The sequence below is a fragment of the Yersinia bercovieri ATCC 43970 genome (assembly GCF_013282745.1).
Lineage (GTDB): Bacteria > Pseudomonadota > Gammaproteobacteria > Enterobacterales > Enterobacteriaceae > Yersinia > Yersinia bercovieri.
Genome location: NZ_CP054044.1, coordinates 3202629 through 3217845 on the forward strand (window position 1 = coordinate 3202629; position 15217 = coordinate 3217845).

A 15217-nucleotide genomic window follows, 5' to 3' on the forward strand; every position below is an offset into this window, starting at 1 on the left:
GCTCTTCGAAAGAAATATAGCCAGCAGTTTATCTGCATGCCCTGAGTATTCGTTAGCGAACGTGGAGCACCTACTGGCTCGAAAGAAAAGCGGCGATCATCACGTGATTCTCGCTCAATATTCGTAACCAGTAAGCGCATACCCTGAATCACTTCAAAGTGTAATTCTCAGGGACCGAATGACTATACCTCGCTCATAGCTGACGGTCAGATTGAGTAGCTATTCGTTATGATATTGATGATGAGTTCGGAATATATTTTGACTTATATAAACCCTACATTTCGCTGATCGGTTGGTCTTTTGGCATGAACGCGGGTTTTTCAGGGCATCGGATTGAACTTGGTGCCAGCTTATCTAATGGAGGAGGGGATTCGAATAAAAATTGTCGAATTACCTTGTTTGATATTAACGGTAATATGTTCCTATCTGCAAATGATGCAAAGATAGAAAATGGTAATAAGTTCTGTCTTACGGTAACTGTCGGATTTTATAAGTAGTCATCTTTGGTATCTTCAACTGCTGAGCGAAAGATGAACCAGGCTATCAGACCAATAACTGCCAAAATTGCGATCACAATCAGTAACGTTTTCAAGTACACAGCCCCTTCTTTTAAGAATAAGCAATCCTCACCGCAACACAGAATGTAATCAAATTGTTTGTGACGATCAATTTCTTGAGATTGATCGTTGAAAACGATCATTGTGGCTTAATTGACCACTGAAATACAAAGCCGGGCTTAATTGTCCGGTCTATTCAGTCAGTCTACGGGTATAACTCCCTAACTGTAATAACCCGTGTTTATAAATCCTTACACCTGTATTTGATGGGGATGGCCGTACAAAAAAACACGATAAGAATATAACTATATGTTACTTAACATTAAAATTGATATTCATCGACCAACGGTTTATTTTCTGGTATATAGACTAAGGAATGTCAATCGTTTTTAAGGATGAAAAGGAAATGAGAGTAAGCGAGGAAGCACTGTTAAGCTCTGGCTTCAGTCATACAGATCTTCAGAAAATTAAAAATAACGTAGAAAGCTATGGCGGAACCCTTGAAGAAGCCATTCAAGATCTAGCTAATCGCTTCCGGGCTCTGACCTGGGTAGCCACGGGATGTGTATTGGTTTTTATTTTTTTGGTTATATTCAGCTCAACGATAAAAATCGTGGCCGGGGGCCTATCTTTTCTTTTAGGCATATCCATTATGATGTTTGCTCAACCACCAGTACTTACTTATAAGTCCTGGCGATTCTGGAGAGCCAACCGAAATTAATGTGACGGGTCATTTGTGGAAAGCAGATCGAAAATCACTTTAGCCTTTACACCATAGCCCACTATTTTCATCGTCAGTTTGGGGCGACTTATCGTTTCAACCTTACGATAGTAGTCCCGAGGTATCCACCGGAATAATCGCCAAGCCCCCGGTTTAATCGCAAGTCCGAAAATGCTATATACGCTAGCACCTAGCGTTGTTGCGTTATAAAAAGCCAGTCCAGACTCCGGCCTGAACCCCATAAACTGAGCTATCTCCATAGCCCCATCAGCAAAAATACCTTGAGATGGCGAGTTTTCTCCATAAGATGAATGGTTGATAATTTCTTTTGAGATTCCATTGAAACCATCAACAATGAGCGTGGCCCCCGCTAAAACCCCTACTGGATTCATCGTCGAAATCATTATAAATCCGCCGAATAGAGCAGCACCGGAAACAACAATATGTACAGCTGAAATAACATACCCAACAATTTTGTTATTTTCCCGGACGAACTCCACTTTGGCGTAAAGTTTCGCGGTTTTCAGCCGCAACATCTGGTCCTGTGCCTGAAGGTTTTCCGTCTCCACTCTCAGATTTTGTATGCAGGTCATACACTCTTCGTCCGATGTAGCACGCCGCGCGGCAGCGAACTGTTGCTCAACAACTTCCTTTATTTCCTGGATAAAATTTATCCGGGTCAGACTATCACTAAGGTGGGAAGCGGACAGCGTGTTCGCGATATTAATTAGCTTACGGGCCTCCAGGTTCACCATCGTTTCTGACCAGCTTGTAATCCTGCCACCTGACCGCATCCTTGAAAGCAACGTCGCATCCATTTCTTTATCTCCCTGTGTTTATTGACTCATCCGATAATACGACATTGTTTTTCGTTCAAGCATATTGGGTTTTATCTGGTTACTCCTAATGATTTAAGCTCCGAATATTCTGAAAATAGAGTGATATTATGGACGCGGCCCGAAAGACTGCGTACCAGTCATATTAAGTTGATTGAGGTTTATACGGGGGTGGGGGGCATGGATAGTAGCATCGATACGCATTTATACATCAAAGGTACCTGATATTGAGTAGCCGGTAGCACCGTAAGAGTAAAATTCAAACTGGGCTTAATTGTTCGGTTTAAATTAGGATGTTTTATCCAAGATATTGTTCCTAACTTGCGGCATGAGAATGCGGTAACTTATTGATTGTTTTGGTGGGTTATCAATGCCCATGTTAGGATGATTCTGGCTAACCTATTGATTTAAATCAAATTAACGCGGATTTTAAAATCCCTCGGCTTATGGCTGTGCGGGTTCAAGTCCCGCCCCGGGCACCATGGAAAATATTCTAAGTAAAACAAAGTAGTATGAGTATGTCGTTAACCGCCGAGAGGCGGTTTTTTTGTGCCTGAAATCACCTTTCATAATATCTGGGGATGGCACAAAGATAAGGTGGCACTATTACTCATTAGGTAATGAGTACCACGCTTAATATCAACAGGTGGATAATTACATACCCGGTGCTGCACTTTCATGTTGGGCTTCAGGTGTCGGTTTTACACCCAGTGATCGACGGAAATCAGTAAGAGACATACAAGCGCATATCTCCCCATCCTTATTGATGCAAGCCACTTGAGCATAATCTGTTAGCCCCAGTCCTCCTGAACCACCAGGATTACCGCCTTTTTTAAATGCAATAAATGCTTTGACATAAAGAATAAAAGCTCTTATGCCTTTACCATTATTGAGAATTTCATCTAGGACGATGCCGGTTCTACCGGAGAAGTAGGTTTGTGCCCAGAGTTCAAATTGTCCCGGATTAAGCAGACCACCGTATATTAGGAAGTGGTGGCTATCAAACGCGGACAATGTATTTTTAGCTTGGTCATAATTTATAAATTTTTCTTTTTCAGAGTCTAGATCGGCTTTACTTCTTTTAAATTCAATTAATACCCACTTATTACCCTGAGCAAATATATTGTCACCGGCTTTTTCGTGGTTGCCATCTAATGGGGCTATAGCTGCGGTTTTACTTAAATATTTAGCCACGAAGTAGTATTCAACGGTTTTTTCCCACCATATCATGGAGCCGGTGGTGTTATCTTGCCCGGACATTACAACTCCTATTGTTGCTATCTGGATGATAAATATAGCTATTCAGCGCCTAGAGATAAACCAAGATAGCCCTCAATAAGAGGGCTAACTATTAGCGGTTGGCTTTATCATCAGCCTCATCGATCAAGCCATTAGCTATCTTGCTGGCATCAAGATAGCGTGCGGTACCTAAGATTTCGTTAAGTGTCCCGCGGACACTCGATAGAAATTGATCGTTATCGGACTCATTAGCGCATTCAACCATTAATGCGATAAGCAAAGCTTCATGGGCGATCAAATGATCTTCACCAGGTAAGTTTGCATCGGGTCCACCTTGCTGAGCGCGAACAGATGTTTGATTAAGTGATGACATAAAACTCCTTATTTAATAATTGAATAACCACCTATCCACTATAACGGGGTTTCTAGTTATTGCTATGACAGATGAATTAACTGTCATGGAAGCCATAACAGATAATGTAGCGGTTATGCATAATCCCTTAATTTATCGGCGTTATTTCAGCATTGTGCCATCAAATAGTTATCTCACTTTACTGGCCGATAGATTCGTACCGCCGCTGTCAGGCGCAGGGTACGGTGGGCCAGCTCTTCCGCTGCGCCGGCATACTGTTCAACCATGGCGGCATTCTGATGTGTCATTTGGTCTAACTGGCCAATCGATTGGCTAATTTGGCCAAGTGCTTGTGTCTGTTCATGGGTTGAGGTGCTGATCTCACTGATTAAGGTTGAGACCTGACCTGCCTGCTTGACGATATTGTCCATGGTGGCACCGGCATTTTGTACCAGTGCGCTGCCATCGCGAACCCGCTCTACACTGGTTTCAATTAAGTGCTTAATCTCTTTGGCTGCTGTTGATGAGCGCTGTGCCAGGTGACGAACCTCACTGGCGACCACCGCAAATCCCCGGCCTTGCTCTCCGGCCCGAGCGGCTTCAACCGCGGCATTGAGTGCCAGAATATTGGTCTGGAAGGCGATGCCTTCAATCACACTAATGATGTCGACAATACGATGGCTGGAGTCATTAATCGTCCCCATGGTTTCAATCACCTGGTGCATTAACTCGCTGCCTTGTTCCGCAGCATGACTGCTCATCGCTGCCAGCGAGGTGGTTTCATTGGCGCTATTGGCACTGTTTTGCACGGTTGCCACTAATTGTTCAGTCGCGCTGACGATGTGTTGCAAGTTAGCCGTCGCTTGTTCAGTGCGGACTTTTAACTCCCGATTTCCTGCGGCTATTTCACTGCTAGCGGTATTAATGCCATCAACCTGACCACTAACATCATCGGTTAATGAGCGGAGATTTAGCCCCAATTGATTCACGCTACGCATCAGATAGCCTATCTCATCGACGCGGTTTAGCTGCACATAGTCACCAGCTTGCCCGGAAGAGACATCTTGTGCTTGCTGCAAAATCGCGGCAATCGGGCGGGCGACCTGGCGCTCCAGCCACAATGCGGTGATGATGCTGCTGGCAAGGGTAACCGCACCCAGTATCACTAGCGGTGAACCTGTCATACCCATTACGCCCGCAGCGACAGTCGGTAGCAGCGCCGCGGTCAGTAATGCACCGCGCAAACGCCATCGTAATGACAGCGTTTGGAACAGTGACATCCATGAGAGCCAGCCAGAGCGTACAATCAATCCACGATATAGCCTGATGTGGCGCTGCCTGGCCTTGCCGGAGTTAAAATCAGCGTACAGGGCTTCTGCTTGCTTAACCTCTTCACGGGTCGGCGCGATGCGCACGGAGATATAACCGGTCAAGCGACCATTATGGCGTAGCGGGGTGGCATTAGCGCGTACCCAATAATAGTCGCCATTCTGACGGCGGTTTTTCACTAGTGATGACCAGGAAAGCCCGGCATTCAGGGTCTGCCACATATCGGCAAAAGCGGCTGGTGGCATATCAGGGTGCCGCACAATATTGTGTGGTTGACCAAGTAAATCCTGATATTCAAAACCACTGGCGCGAACAAATGCGGCGTTAGCATAGGCGATGTTGCCGTGCGTATCGGTAGTCGATTGCAAGGTGGTATCGCGATCAATGGGATACTCCTGCCGACTGACAGGCTTGTTCACTCTCATAATAACCTCAGTAAATTGGGGGAGTTCCCGAATAACAGATGAAGACAACAATTGCTTAGGGTAATCGGCCCGATAAGATAAAACTTTATACTTTTATTCATTAATTTATTAATGCCCAATGTTAGTGCTGATTATTAGTGCTTCTGCACTTATTTGGAGCATTTTTATATTCTGTTGACGAATGGTTAGATGAGTTTACTTTTTGTTTAAAATTTAAGACGTGCCATTTTTAAAATAGATTTTTTTGTTAAAGTTTTAAGTATCAATGAGTTGTATTTATGTGTTTTGATGATACTAACCATCAATTGATGAGTTTATTGAATGAATTGGCTAATGTGATTTTATTGCCTCATTTTATGAGGTTAATAGGCGCTATTTTACTGAAAAGTTAAAAAATATCACGTTTAGATGGTTTTTATTTACAATGTTTATCAAATATGAAGTTCACAATAACTATTTGTTACAGCTAATTTAATCAGTGTGCGTTATAACTTCCGCCATCAATTGAGAGTGATGGATGATTACATTCAGCTATCTTAAGAGAGTCAGCGGGTGAGTGTGATGGCTCGTATGATATCGAAAGTGCCAGTGTAATACCTATTCTCTGCCGACCATTTGTGCCTATTGATGAGATTATCGACGATCTGACGCTGGCACTGGCAAAGCGAAATAAGGGGTAAAATTTATCTCATATAAAAAAAACCAGTCGCCCGCAGGTTACTGGTCATTAGCATGGTGGGAAGGTTTAAACAGCTGCCAGTGTTGCGGCAATCACTTTCGCGTAAGGGGTTGTCGGGCGGCCAATAAGTTTGCTCAATGTATGGCTGTCATCAAATAAGCCACCTTTGGCGGCTCCGGCATCAGAATCGGCTAGCAGGCTGGCGAAACCCTCTGGTAACCCGGCGCCAATCAGGGCCTGGCGGAAATCCGCTTCAGACAAATCTTGGTACACCACGGGCTTACCTGACTGACGGGCAATCTCTGCTGAGAATTCAGCCAGCGTATAGCTCTCATCGCCAGCTAACTCATAAATTTTACCGGCCTGATTTTCTTGGGTTAGTACCACCGCCGCCGCTTGTGCATAATCTTCGCGTGTGGCTGAGGCGATACGGCCATCGCCTACTGATCCGATAAATGCACCGTGGGCCAAGGCGGGCGCAATACTTGCGGCATAGTTTTCGGTGTACCAGCCGTTGCGCAGTAACACCACCGGCAGGCCGGAAGCACGTAATAATGCTTCTGTTGCGCGGTGCTCTTCACCTAATCCCAGGGGGGATTTATCGGCATGTAGCAAGCTGGTATAGGCCAAGAGTTTGACCCCTGCACGTTTGGCCGCCTCAATCACCGCAGTATGTTGGGCAACACGTTGCCCCACTTCACTGGATGAGATTAGCAGCAGTTTATCAACCCCCTGAAACGCGCTATCCAAGGTGGCGGGCTGACTATAGTCGGCTTTACGGATTTCAATCCCTGATGCTGCCAGGTCGCTGGCCTTTTCAGGGCTGCGGACAGTGGCAATGATTTCACTGGCAGGCACTTTTTTAAGCAATGCGTTGATAACAAGGCGGCCCAATTGGCCTGTGGCACCGGTTACTGCGATCATAATAAGGCTCCAGATTGATGTTGTAGAATCAGGTGGCGAACTTTTTGTTCGGAATAAAAGGGAATATTCGTCAAAAATTCGCCCTTAGCAGCATCATATGCAATATACTAACTTTAAGTAAGTACGCACCAAAAGGTTAGTATAAAAATAGTGGAGCCGCAAAATTTGAACAACAATATGTCATTTCCGGAACAACTCCGGCGTGGTGAATTGCTCAATGCCGATTGTCCTTCAAGAGAGATACTCAAGCGGATCACCAGCCGCTGGGGGGTCTTGGTGCTGATTGCATTAAGCAACGAAATCCTGCGTTTTAGTGCGCTAAGACGCAAGATTGGTGGTGTCAGTGAGAAAATGTTGGCGCAAACCCTGCAAAATCTCGAAGAAGATGGCTTTGTCGAGCGCATCGCATATCCAGTCGTGCCGCCACATGTGGAATATAAGCTGACGCCGTTGGGAAGGGAGGTTCAGGAGCAGGTGGAGGGGCTGACAGTCTGGCTGGAGGCGAATCTGCATCGCATTATGGAGCAAAGGCAACAGCGGTCAGAATCGCAATCGCGATAGGTTGGTGGTAAGTCAGGCTGACAACAAACATGCGAAACTCCTTTAGGGGGGAATATCAGCTAAAGATAGCGTCTTGACCGCTAGCGGGCATCAATAAAATGATAAATTCTAAATCGCTATCCCAAGTCGGTTTTGTAATATCTAAATTCTGCATATTCAAAGCAATAATGATTAGTTCATTTATTGTCCGATTCAGCGTCTACTCTTAAATAAGCAGTTCGGCCCATTTGAGAGTACGCAGAGGTGACAATGACTAAGATAATTGCATGGTTTTCCGCACTTCCCCAGTGGCAATTAGGGCATGAAGAAGAGGGGGAAACCGCGTTAGCGCAGGCTGATGGCGCTCATTTACTTGAGACGATTAATGCCATTGGTGGACTATATGGCATTGAGTTTATTCATCATTAGGGCTTTTGCCGTTAAATGATGGGCTGCGGCTGATAGTGAAAAGCGCCATCAATTTTTTAAGCATGGTTACTCCTCATCGTTACCAAGAGTAATGATAGCCCCACTTACCCAGCGTGGGGCTAGGGATGATATTACATTGGCTTCTTGTTGGTCGCCTCCTCAATCTCTTTCTTCATCTCAGCCACCTTTTTATCGGGTGTTTTTTTACACATCTCAATCACCTTGGGTGTATAAATCGTATCGACCTCCTGAAAATCGAGAGTATCTCCTTTCTTATACTGGGTATCCTGATTAATGATCCAGAAAGCCACAGGTGTCATACTTTTCGGATTAAGATCAAGGAACTCCTTACATGTCATATCGCTAGGTATAGTAGGAGATGATGCAGCAAATACGGTATTAATTGCTGCGAGTGAGAGTATTGCAATGATAATATTAAGCAGAGATTTATAAAACATGGTTACTTCCTTATCTATCCATTATATTTCAGCTGGTATTATTAATGCGTGAGTGAGAGGTTTTCTTCTCATAGTTTAGCATGGAATATAAAACTATATTTTTCCAGCATAATAGATAATTTAGCAGGTGAATGATAATTAAATTTATTATGAAACTTAAGTTTTGAGTGCTATCTTTTTGATTTCTATACTTGAGTAGTAAAGTCTATGGTTAACTCTTCGCTGAATATTAATAAGTCTAATGAGAAAGGCAAACTGCTATTATGATTTATTGATTTATAATATATTGACTGGTAATTAAGCACATAATAGAAAGCAGATAAAGGAAAGTGAAATTTTCAAGTTATCTACTTTTACCACCGAATTAGCTAGGCTAATAATTATGTCGCTCTAACCTCGGGTTTTTTATCTGATGGTGGTGGCAGGCAGTCGTGTTTGCCATCATGAGATGGTTGGCCTCCAGCCTAACGGATTGTTACTTCAGTTTTCTTGGCAGGATTTGTAATGATTTTATCAAGTTGAATGTCAGTGCTTATCTAATAGTCGGTAGCAATACGCCAAACCTACACCGACTCAATACTATATGTTATAATTTATTTAGTCGCTATTGGTAGTATTTATTGGATTAGCTATATTTTAACTTTTTTGTTATTACTTTTTGAATAATAGGTGATTTATATCTATGTCTTTATTCTCTTTTTATCATAACCAGCTGAGTGCCATGATCAAAAAAGTCTTTGGTCGGCACCATAAAGGCGAACCAGTGAAGAGAGAGAATGGGAATGATGAATTATCTAATCTTCAACTGGATGTTTTGCTAAATGCCGAAAAACAGGTCGCCATCATTACCACCGATCTGAATAACCGCATCACGATATTTAATGTGGGCGCAGAGAGAATGTTTGGCTACTCGAAAGATGAGGTGCTGGGGCATCCTATTCGGGATATTTTACGTATTCCAGAAAATGGCGAGGCGCAGGCTGAGCTGGATTACTTATTGCTTAACCGCCGCGATGCCAGTGAGTGGTGTTATCAACGTAAAGATGGTAAACGATTTTGGGGGGCACTCAGTGTCCACGAAATAACATCCGATAATAGCAATACTGTTGGCTATATCAGTGTCATTGCGGATGTGTCAGAAAGAAAATCCCTGCTGATAGCGTTGGAAGAGAGTAAGCAGATGATGGATCGGCTCACTAAAAATCTGCCGGCGATGATTTATGCTTATTATTTAAATTCCGAGGGTGACTCCTATTTTAAATATTGCAGTGAAGGGGTGCGAAAAATATTTGATCTGTCACCAGACGATGTTTTGTATGTGCCGAGAGAGATAAATCCGCTATTTAGCCGGGTTCATACTGATGATATAGAGATATTAAGACAGGCGGTGATCCTTTCGCAGCAAAATCTCTCCGTCTGGCGCTGTGATTTCCGCGTAATATTGCCGGGGAAAGGGACACATTGGATCCATGGCGAGTCTTTCCCAACCCGTCAGGATGATGGCTCCGTGATCTGGTATGGCTCATTTTTTGATATTACGGAGCTTAAGCAGTCTGAGTCGATCCTCAAAGCGTTGTCACAAACTGATGTGCTGACTGGGGTGGCGAATCGTCGTCACTTTGATGACCTCTATCAGCACATTTGGCAGAAGAATCGCATTGAGGGGGGGACATTGTCGGTATTGATGATCGATTTTGACAATTTCAAAAGTTTTAACGATCTCTATGGACATGCGATGGGGGATGTTTGCTTGAAATCCATTGTCGAAACTTTGTCAAAATCAATTCGTGGCGGCTCAGATATTTTGGCCCGTTATGGCGGCGAGGAGTTTATCGTCTTGCTGGCACCTAGCACCCCGGCTGATGCGAAAGCCATTGCGGAACGTATGCGTCACTCTATTGAGGAGTTAGATATTCCCCATGGGATGTCACCGCAAGGGCGAGTGACCATTAGTGTTGGCGTGGCTTCGATCTCCGCTCCAGATGAGCATATTGCCGCAATGGACTTATCAGATGCGGCGGATAAAGCACTATATCGCGCGAAAGCCTCGGGGAAAAACCGCATTGAAACGATAATAGTGAGCTGAATATTAGGAGCTTGTGGAGCAAGTCAATCGGGTGTTTCTAGCCAATAAAGAGTAGGCGCGTAACAAAAATTAAAATTTCACTATTTCTATACTTAGTCTAGCTTGCAAGATGAGCTTTTTTACAAAGGAGTAGTGATATGAATAAGGAGCTAAATAGATTTATTTCGATAAAAAATATATTTATCATATCAGTGGCATTATTAACAAATCATGCAAGTGCATCGAGCAAAGTAATATACAAATCTATTTATAATGTTAATCATGGCGCCGTGATATACAGCCATAATAGTGGGGTGAATCAATATATATGGGCTGATTATGCCCATAATTTATCAGGAGACTGGAGAGCTAATGCTAACTGGGCGGTATCATATAACAACGATGGGACGATCTCTTTTTCCAATCAAAATTCGCAATTATGTCTTCAACACTATGGTACAGGTTATCAGGTTGTAGAACATACCTGTACCAGCGTTCATTCAAAGCAAAAATTTAATTTTGAGTTGATCGATACTGGCGCCATATTAATTAAGTTTGCTCATAATAACGAGTGCATTTATATGAGCTCTGGTATTCGCTATTATTCGATCTACAGTGATGTTTGTGATAGAACGGATAAGGGTTTTTATTGGGCTATTATTCCCCCCTTAGAACCTTAGCATTATTATATAATGGATAAAAGATGAGACGATTATTTAAGGTGTGCGCTTATAGCTTTTCACTGCAATTTCTGGCAGCCCATGGGGATGTTACTGATTATAAATTGGCTTCATGGAATATGCAGGGTGCACAAAGTGGTTATGGTAGTAATTCTAAGTGGGTGACTGGGGTTGCCGGAATGTTGAACATTAATGAAATAGATATTGTTGCTTTGCAAGAAACCGGAGCGGCACCGCCAAGTGCTATCGTTTTACCCATATCAGCGGGTCAACACCCAGAGATAGTGAGAAGAATTCCTCGGGCAAATGTGAAATCATTGATAACTTCACTTGCTGGGGGCAGTACAACTAAAATAAATCCCGGTAGCGGAGGGGTGAATCCAAATATGGTGAAAGAGTTTATTCTAAATTTAGGTTCAAGCACTCGCCCCAGGGATTTTTATATTTATCAGTTTGATAATGGGCGAACTGATGCGGCATCGCGCATCAATCTAGCCCTGGTTTCCCGAGTTCGGGCAGATGAAGTGCTTATTATACCGCCGATGGCAATAGGTGATAATACCCGGCCAACATTGGGTATTCGTATTGGTGACGACTATTTTTTCACTATACATGCCAGAGCTGCAAGGAATAATGAAGCACCACAAATCATTCAATTTATAGACAATTATATGACGAGTACGGTGCAGCCGAATAGACCGGCAGCCACATGGGTTGTGATGGGGGATTATAATCGCTCTTCTGATGAGTTAGAGGCTTCTCTTAAGCAGCTAAAACCGCAATTAACCCATCCCTATCAGATAGCATCCCCTAATCGAGCCACACACCAGTCTAATGGCACAATAGATTATGCCGTGATAGGCAGGTTGAACCAGGGAGGTGCTGTAGGGGGCATGATGACAGTGCCGCTTATTGCCGCTTTACTGACCTACGCCTCTGATCATATGGCCGTACAGTATATGCACCGTCGGTAAATCACACGCATAAGCGCTAAACCTGTTTGTGGGTTAAATTGAATGAATAAAAAGGTTGGGGCAAGTAGGGCGGGCGAAATAGCCTGGTGTAGTATTTCACCTGCCCCTTTATTGTTGTTGCTGCAGATTAGCCTAGGGTAACGGATTAATATGGATCTTGGGCTTCACGCAGACGTTCCTGCTCTTCGGCGATAACCGCGTTAATCTCCTCAAGTACCCCCTCAACATCTGCCGCTTCTGTACTCTCGGCAAACTCACCGGTCAGTTGGGTCTCAGGATGCAACTTACCATCTTCATAGAGCGCCCACATCTCTTTGGCATATTTACGGCCAAGTAGCTCAGGCGCGTATTGACCGTAATAATGGGTCATGTTCGCAACATCACGTTGTAGCATGGCTTTAGCGTGGTTGTTGGCTGCGGCATTGACCGCTTGTGGCAAATCGATAATGACCGGCCCATCTTTGTCGATTAAGACATTAAACTCTGATAGGTCACCATGGACCAAACCGGCACAAAGCATTCGCACCACATATTGGATCATCACCCCATGGTCAATCAGGGCTTGCTCTTTGCTAAAGGGGACGTCGCTGAGGCGCGGGGCCGCAAGGCCGTCGGCATCGGTGACTAACTCCATCAGCAAAACACCATCAAGACATGCATAGGGTTGTGGCACGCGAACACCAGCGTTAGCGAGCAGATACAGTGCATCAACCTCGGCGGTTTGCCAGGTCTCTTCCTGCTGCTTACGACCAAATTTAGATCCCTTGGCCATGGCGCGGGCGTCACGGCTATTGCGAACCTTGCGCCCCTCCTGATATTGAACCGCCTGTTTGAAACTACGGTTCTCAGCTTCTTTGTAAACTTTAGCGCAGCGGATATCCTGCCCACAACGGACAACATAGACATCAGCTTCTTTGCCACTTTTCAAACGACGGATGACTTCGTCAACCAAGCCGTCATCAACCAGCGGTTGGATTCGTTTTGGAATTTTCATGGCGTCCTTGTACCCTATTTAAGCCCGCGATGGAATGGCTTTGGCTGAATTTTCCTCCAGTTTATCATTCACGCCCATCTGCGGGTGGGTTTTTACACTGCATCAAGCTGCACTGAACTGGGCATTATGCAATTTGGCATAGGCCCCTTGACGGGCGAGCAGCTCGTGATGACCCCCTTGCTCAACAATCCCTTCTTTATCGACCACAATGATGCGGTCGGCATTTTGAATGGTGGCTAAGCGGTGAGCAATCACCAACGTGGTTCGGCCCTGAGAGAGTTCAGTGAGCGCGAGCTGGATAGCTTGTTCTGTGGCGGTATCTAGCGCCGATGTTGCCTCATCCAAAATCAAAATCGGTGGGTTTTTCAGGAAGATGCGCGCAATAGATAGGCGCTGCTTCTGACCACCAGATAATTTCACACCACGCTCACCAACAACGGTATCGAGGCCATCAGGCAGGCTTTCAATCAACTCATCGAGTCGAGCTTGCTGTGCGGCAGCCATGATTTCGTCGTCACTGGCCTCCAGCTTGCCATAGGCAATATTCTCACGAATAGAGCCGCCGAATAAGAAAACATCCTGCTGCACAATACCAATATTATTACGCAGTGACTGCTGGGTCATATCACGAATATTGATACCGTCGATAGTGATTGTACCACCATCGAGTTCGTAGAAGCGGGGCAGTAAGGAGCATAATGTGGTCTTACCGGCCCCAGATGGCCCGACGAATGCCACGGTTTCCCCCGCGCGGATTTGCAGATTCAAATGGGTGAAAATTTTATTCTGCGGTGAATAACCAAAACTGACATTCTGGTAACAAATATCGCCACGCAGCTGGCCTACTGGACGCGCATTGGGTTGATCGACAATATCGGGCAGTGTATCAATCAGTTGAGTGAATCGTTTGAATCCAGCGATACCTTTAGGATAGCTCTCCAGCACTGAGGTTATTTTCGCCACCGGGCGGAAAAAGACTTCAACTAGCAACAGAAAACCGACAAATCCGCCGTAACTTAACTGGTCATGAACCACGTACCAAGTGCCCGCTACCATCACAATCAACTGCACCAAACGGGTACTTAGATAGCTCATGGTCATGCTAGTGGTCATAATGCGGTAAGCCCGCAACTTAGTGATGCGGTAGTTTTCGTTATCTTTGGCGAACAATTTCTTTTCGTGGGATTCGTTGGCAAAGGCTTTCACCACGCGAATACCACCGATGCTCTCTTCAATCCGGGCATTAAAATTGCCCACCTGGCCAAATAACTTGCGCCAAGTCTCGGTCATTTGTGAGCCGTAGCGACTGACCAGATAGGTCATAAACGGCACGATAATGATAGTGAGCATGGCGAGTGGCAGATGAACGGATGCCATTAGGATAAATGCACCAATAAAGGTCATGACGGCAATAAAAAGATCTTCTGGGCCGTGATGGGCAATTTCCCCAACCTCTTCAAGGTCTTTTGTGACATGGGTAATGATATGCCCGGTCTTCACATTGTCGTAATAGCTAAAAGAGAGCTTTTGCAGATGGCTGAATGCCTGACGGCGCATATCTGTTTCGATGCCGACCCCGAGTGCATGGCCCCAGTAGTTAACGATCGCCATTAGCGCGGTATTTAGCAGATAAATCATTAACAGGCCCGCTGCTGCCCAGACAATTAACACCCAATCCTGATTTGGCAGCAACTTATCGATAAACAATTTTACCGCCATCGGGAAGCTCAGCTCCAGCAGCCCGGCAAGAATGGCACAGCCGAAATCCAGATAGAAAAGCCCTTTATATGGGGTGTAATAAGAGAAGAAACGGCGGAGCATTGAGACATCCTTACAATTACAGAGGGGTATTGGTACAAATATAAAAAACAGTGCCAGTATTATAAATGCAAATGGTTATTAATAGCATTTATTTTTGTCAATTATTCGCCAATAATAAAACTCTTATCTGCGAAAATAGGCTAGAAAAAAGATAAAATTGAACCATGTTAGTGTGATCATAGCGAGGAGTAGTG

General features: G+C 44.6%; 14 protein-coding genes. 6 read left to right on the plus strand and 8 right to left on the minus strand.

Annotated features, from left to right (window positions below; all coding sequences use genetic code 11):
- Window positions 1-933 precede the first annotated feature (933 nt).
- Window positions 934-1278 carry a hypothetical protein gene (locus tag HRK25_RS14450; protein ID WP_338113427.1) on the plus strand — a complete coding sequence of 115 codons (345 nt, stop codon included), beginning with the start codon at window positions 934-936 and terminating at the stop codon, window positions 1276-1278.
- Here the strand turns inward: HRK25_RS14450 and HRK25_RS14455 are convergent.
- The 5 genes from HRK25_RS14455 to HRK25_RS14475 all read right to left on the minus strand — a co-directional run bounded on the left by HRK25_RS14455 (window position 1275) and on the right by HRK25_RS14475 (window position 7062).
- Window positions 1275-2096 (minus strand): DUF4225 domain-containing protein, encoded by an 822-nt coding sequence (locus HRK25_RS14455; protein WP_099460455.1) that lies wholly within the window; start codon window positions 2094-2096, stop codon window positions 1275-1277. The genes HRK25_RS14450 and HRK25_RS14455 overlap by 4 nt on opposite strands.
- 672 nt (window positions 2097-2768) lie before the next feature.
- Window positions 2769-3374, minus strand: coding sequence for a hypothetical protein (locus HRK25_RS14460; RefSeq protein ID WP_005278594.1), 606 nt, complete (start codon window positions 3372-3374; stop codon window positions 2769-2771).
- Window positions 3375-3465: 91 nt separating this feature from the next.
- Window positions 3466-3726 (minus strand): hypothetical protein, encoded by a 261-nt coding sequence (locus tag HRK25_RS14465; protein ID WP_032898763.1) that lies wholly within the window; start codon window positions 3724-3726, stop codon window positions 3466-3468.
- Window positions 3727-3899: 173 nt separating this feature from the next.
- On the minus strand, window positions 3900-5459 hold the full coding sequence (locus HRK25_RS14470) for a methyl-accepting chemotaxis protein (protein WP_032898761.1): 1560 nt from the start codon (window positions 5457-5459) through the stop codon (window positions 3900-3902).
- A 745-nt stretch (window positions 5460-6204) separates the two neighbouring features.
- On the minus strand, window positions 6205-7062 hold the full coding sequence (locus tag HRK25_RS14475) for an SDR family oxidoreductase (protein WP_005278580.1): 858 nt from the start codon (window positions 7060-7062) through the stop codon (window positions 6205-6207).
- Window positions 7063-7227: 165 nt separating this feature from the next.
- Between HRK25_RS14475 and HRK25_RS14480 the strand changes: the two genes are divergently transcribed.
- Together HRK25_RS14480 and HRK25_RS14485 are read left to right on the plus strand one after the other, a co-directional pair.
- Window positions 7228-7623 carry a winged helix-turn-helix transcriptional regulator gene (locus HRK25_RS14480; protein ID WP_032898765.1) on the plus strand — a complete coding sequence of 132 codons (396 nt, stop codon included), beginning with the start codon at window positions 7228-7230 and terminating at the stop codon, window positions 7621-7623.
- Between the two features lie 249 nt (window positions 7624-7872).
- Complete coding sequence (locus HRK25_RS14485) at window positions 7873-8031, plus strand: hypothetical protein (protein ID WP_005278574.1); 159 nt, start codon at window positions 7873-7875, stop codon at window positions 8029-8031.
- A gap of 131 nt (window positions 8032-8162) precedes the next feature.
- Here the strand turns inward: HRK25_RS14485 and hdeB are convergent, their stop codons facing one another.
- Complete coding sequence (gene hdeB, locus HRK25_RS14490) at window positions 8163-8489, minus strand: acid-activated periplasmic chaperone HdeB (RefSeq protein WP_032898760.1); 327 nt, start codon at window positions 8487-8489, stop codon at window positions 8163-8165.
- Between the two features lie 682 nt (window positions 8490-9171).
- Here hdeB and HRK25_RS14495 point away from each other — a divergent pair.
- The 3 genes from HRK25_RS14495 to HRK25_RS14505 all read left to right on the plus strand — a co-directional run bounded on the left by HRK25_RS14495 (window position 9172) and on the right by HRK25_RS14505 (window position 12208).
- Window positions 9172-10575 (plus strand): sensor domain-containing diguanylate cyclase, encoded by a 1404-nt coding sequence (locus HRK25_RS14495; protein WP_005278569.1) that lies wholly within the window; start codon window positions 9172-9174, stop codon window positions 10573-10575.
- Between the two features lie 137 nt (window positions 10576-10712).
- The gene (locus HRK25_RS14500) at window positions 10713-11234 is read left to right on the plus strand and encodes an RICIN domain-containing protein (RefSeq protein WP_032898759.1); all 522 of its coding nucleotides are present in this window, start codon (window positions 10713-10715) and stop codon (window positions 11232-11234) included.
- 23 nt (window positions 11235-11257) lie between these two features.
- Complete coding sequence (locus HRK25_RS14505; RefSeq protein ID WP_005278567.1) at window positions 11258-12208, plus strand: cytolethal distending toxin subunit B family protein; 951 nt, start codon at window positions 11258-11260, stop codon at window positions 12206-12208.
- A gap of 145 nt (window positions 12209-12353) precedes the next feature.
- On the opposite strand, the gene HRK25_RS14510 is transcribed toward HRK25_RS14505, so the two are convergent.
- Both HRK25_RS14510 and HRK25_RS14515 read right to left on the minus strand, forming a co-directional pair.
- Complete coding sequence (locus HRK25_RS14510; protein WP_005278564.1) at window positions 12354-13202, minus strand: PA4780 family RIO1-like protein kinase; 849 nt, start codon at window positions 13200-13202, stop codon at window positions 12354-12356.
- Between the two features lie 102 nt (window positions 13203-13304).
- Window positions 13305-15023, minus strand: coding sequence for an ABC transporter ATP-binding protein (locus HRK25_RS14515; RefSeq protein WP_005278560.1), 1719 nt, complete (start codon window positions 15021-15023; stop codon window positions 13305-13307).
- Window positions 15024-15217: the final 194 nt, after the last annotated feature.

Bases quoted from the DNA above. Each gene is read 5' to 3' on its own strand.
- HRK25_RS14450 (WP_338113427.1), top strand. From the start codon at position 934: ATGTCAATCGTTTTTAAGGATGAAAAGGAAATGAGAGTAAGCGAGGAA.
- HRK25_RS14455 (WP_099460455.1), bottom strand. From the start codon at position 2,096: ATGGATGCGACGTTGCTTTCAAGGATGCGGTCAGGTGGCAGGATTACA.
- HRK25_RS14460 (WP_005278594.1), bottom strand. From the start codon at position 3,374: ATGTCCGGGCAAGATAACACCACCGGCTCCATGATATGGTGGGAAAAA.
- HRK25_RS14465 (WP_032898763.1), bottom strand. From the start codon at position 3,726: ATGTCATCACTTAATCAAACATCTGTTCGCGCTCAGCAAGGTGGACCC.
- HRK25_RS14470 (WP_032898761.1), bottom strand. From the start codon at position 5,459: ATGAGAGTGAACAAGCCTGTCAGTCGGCAGGAGTATCCCATTGATCGC.
- HRK25_RS14475 (WP_005278580.1), bottom strand. From the start codon at position 7,062: ATGATCGCAGTAACCGGTGCCACAGGCCAATTGGGCCGCCTTGTTATC.
- HRK25_RS14485 (WP_005278574.1), top strand. From the start codon at position 7,873: ATGACTAAGATAATTGCATGGTTTTCCGCACTTCCCCAGTGGCAATTA.
- hdeB (WP_032898760.1), bottom strand. From the start codon at position 8,489: ATGTTTTATAAATCTCTGCTTAATATTATCATTGCAATACTCTCACTC.
- HRK25_RS14495 (WP_005278569.1), top strand. From the start codon at position 9,172: ATGTCTTTATTCTCTTTTTATCATAACCAGCTGAGTGCCATGATCAAA.
- HRK25_RS14500 (WP_032898759.1), top strand. From the start codon at position 10,713: ATGAATAAGGAGCTAAATAGATTTATTTCGATAAAAAATATATTTATC.
- HRK25_RS14505 (WP_005278567.1), top strand. From the start codon at position 11,258: ATGAGACGATTATTTAAGGTGTGCGCTTATAGCTTTTCACTGCAATTT.
- HRK25_RS14510 (WP_005278564.1), bottom strand. From the start codon at position 13,202: ATGAAAATTCCAAAACGAATCCAACCGCTGGTTGATGACGGCTTGGTT.
- HRK25_RS14515 (WP_005278560.1), bottom strand. From the start codon at position 15,023: ATGCTCCGCCGTTTCTTCTCTTATTACACCCCATATAAAGGGCTTTTC.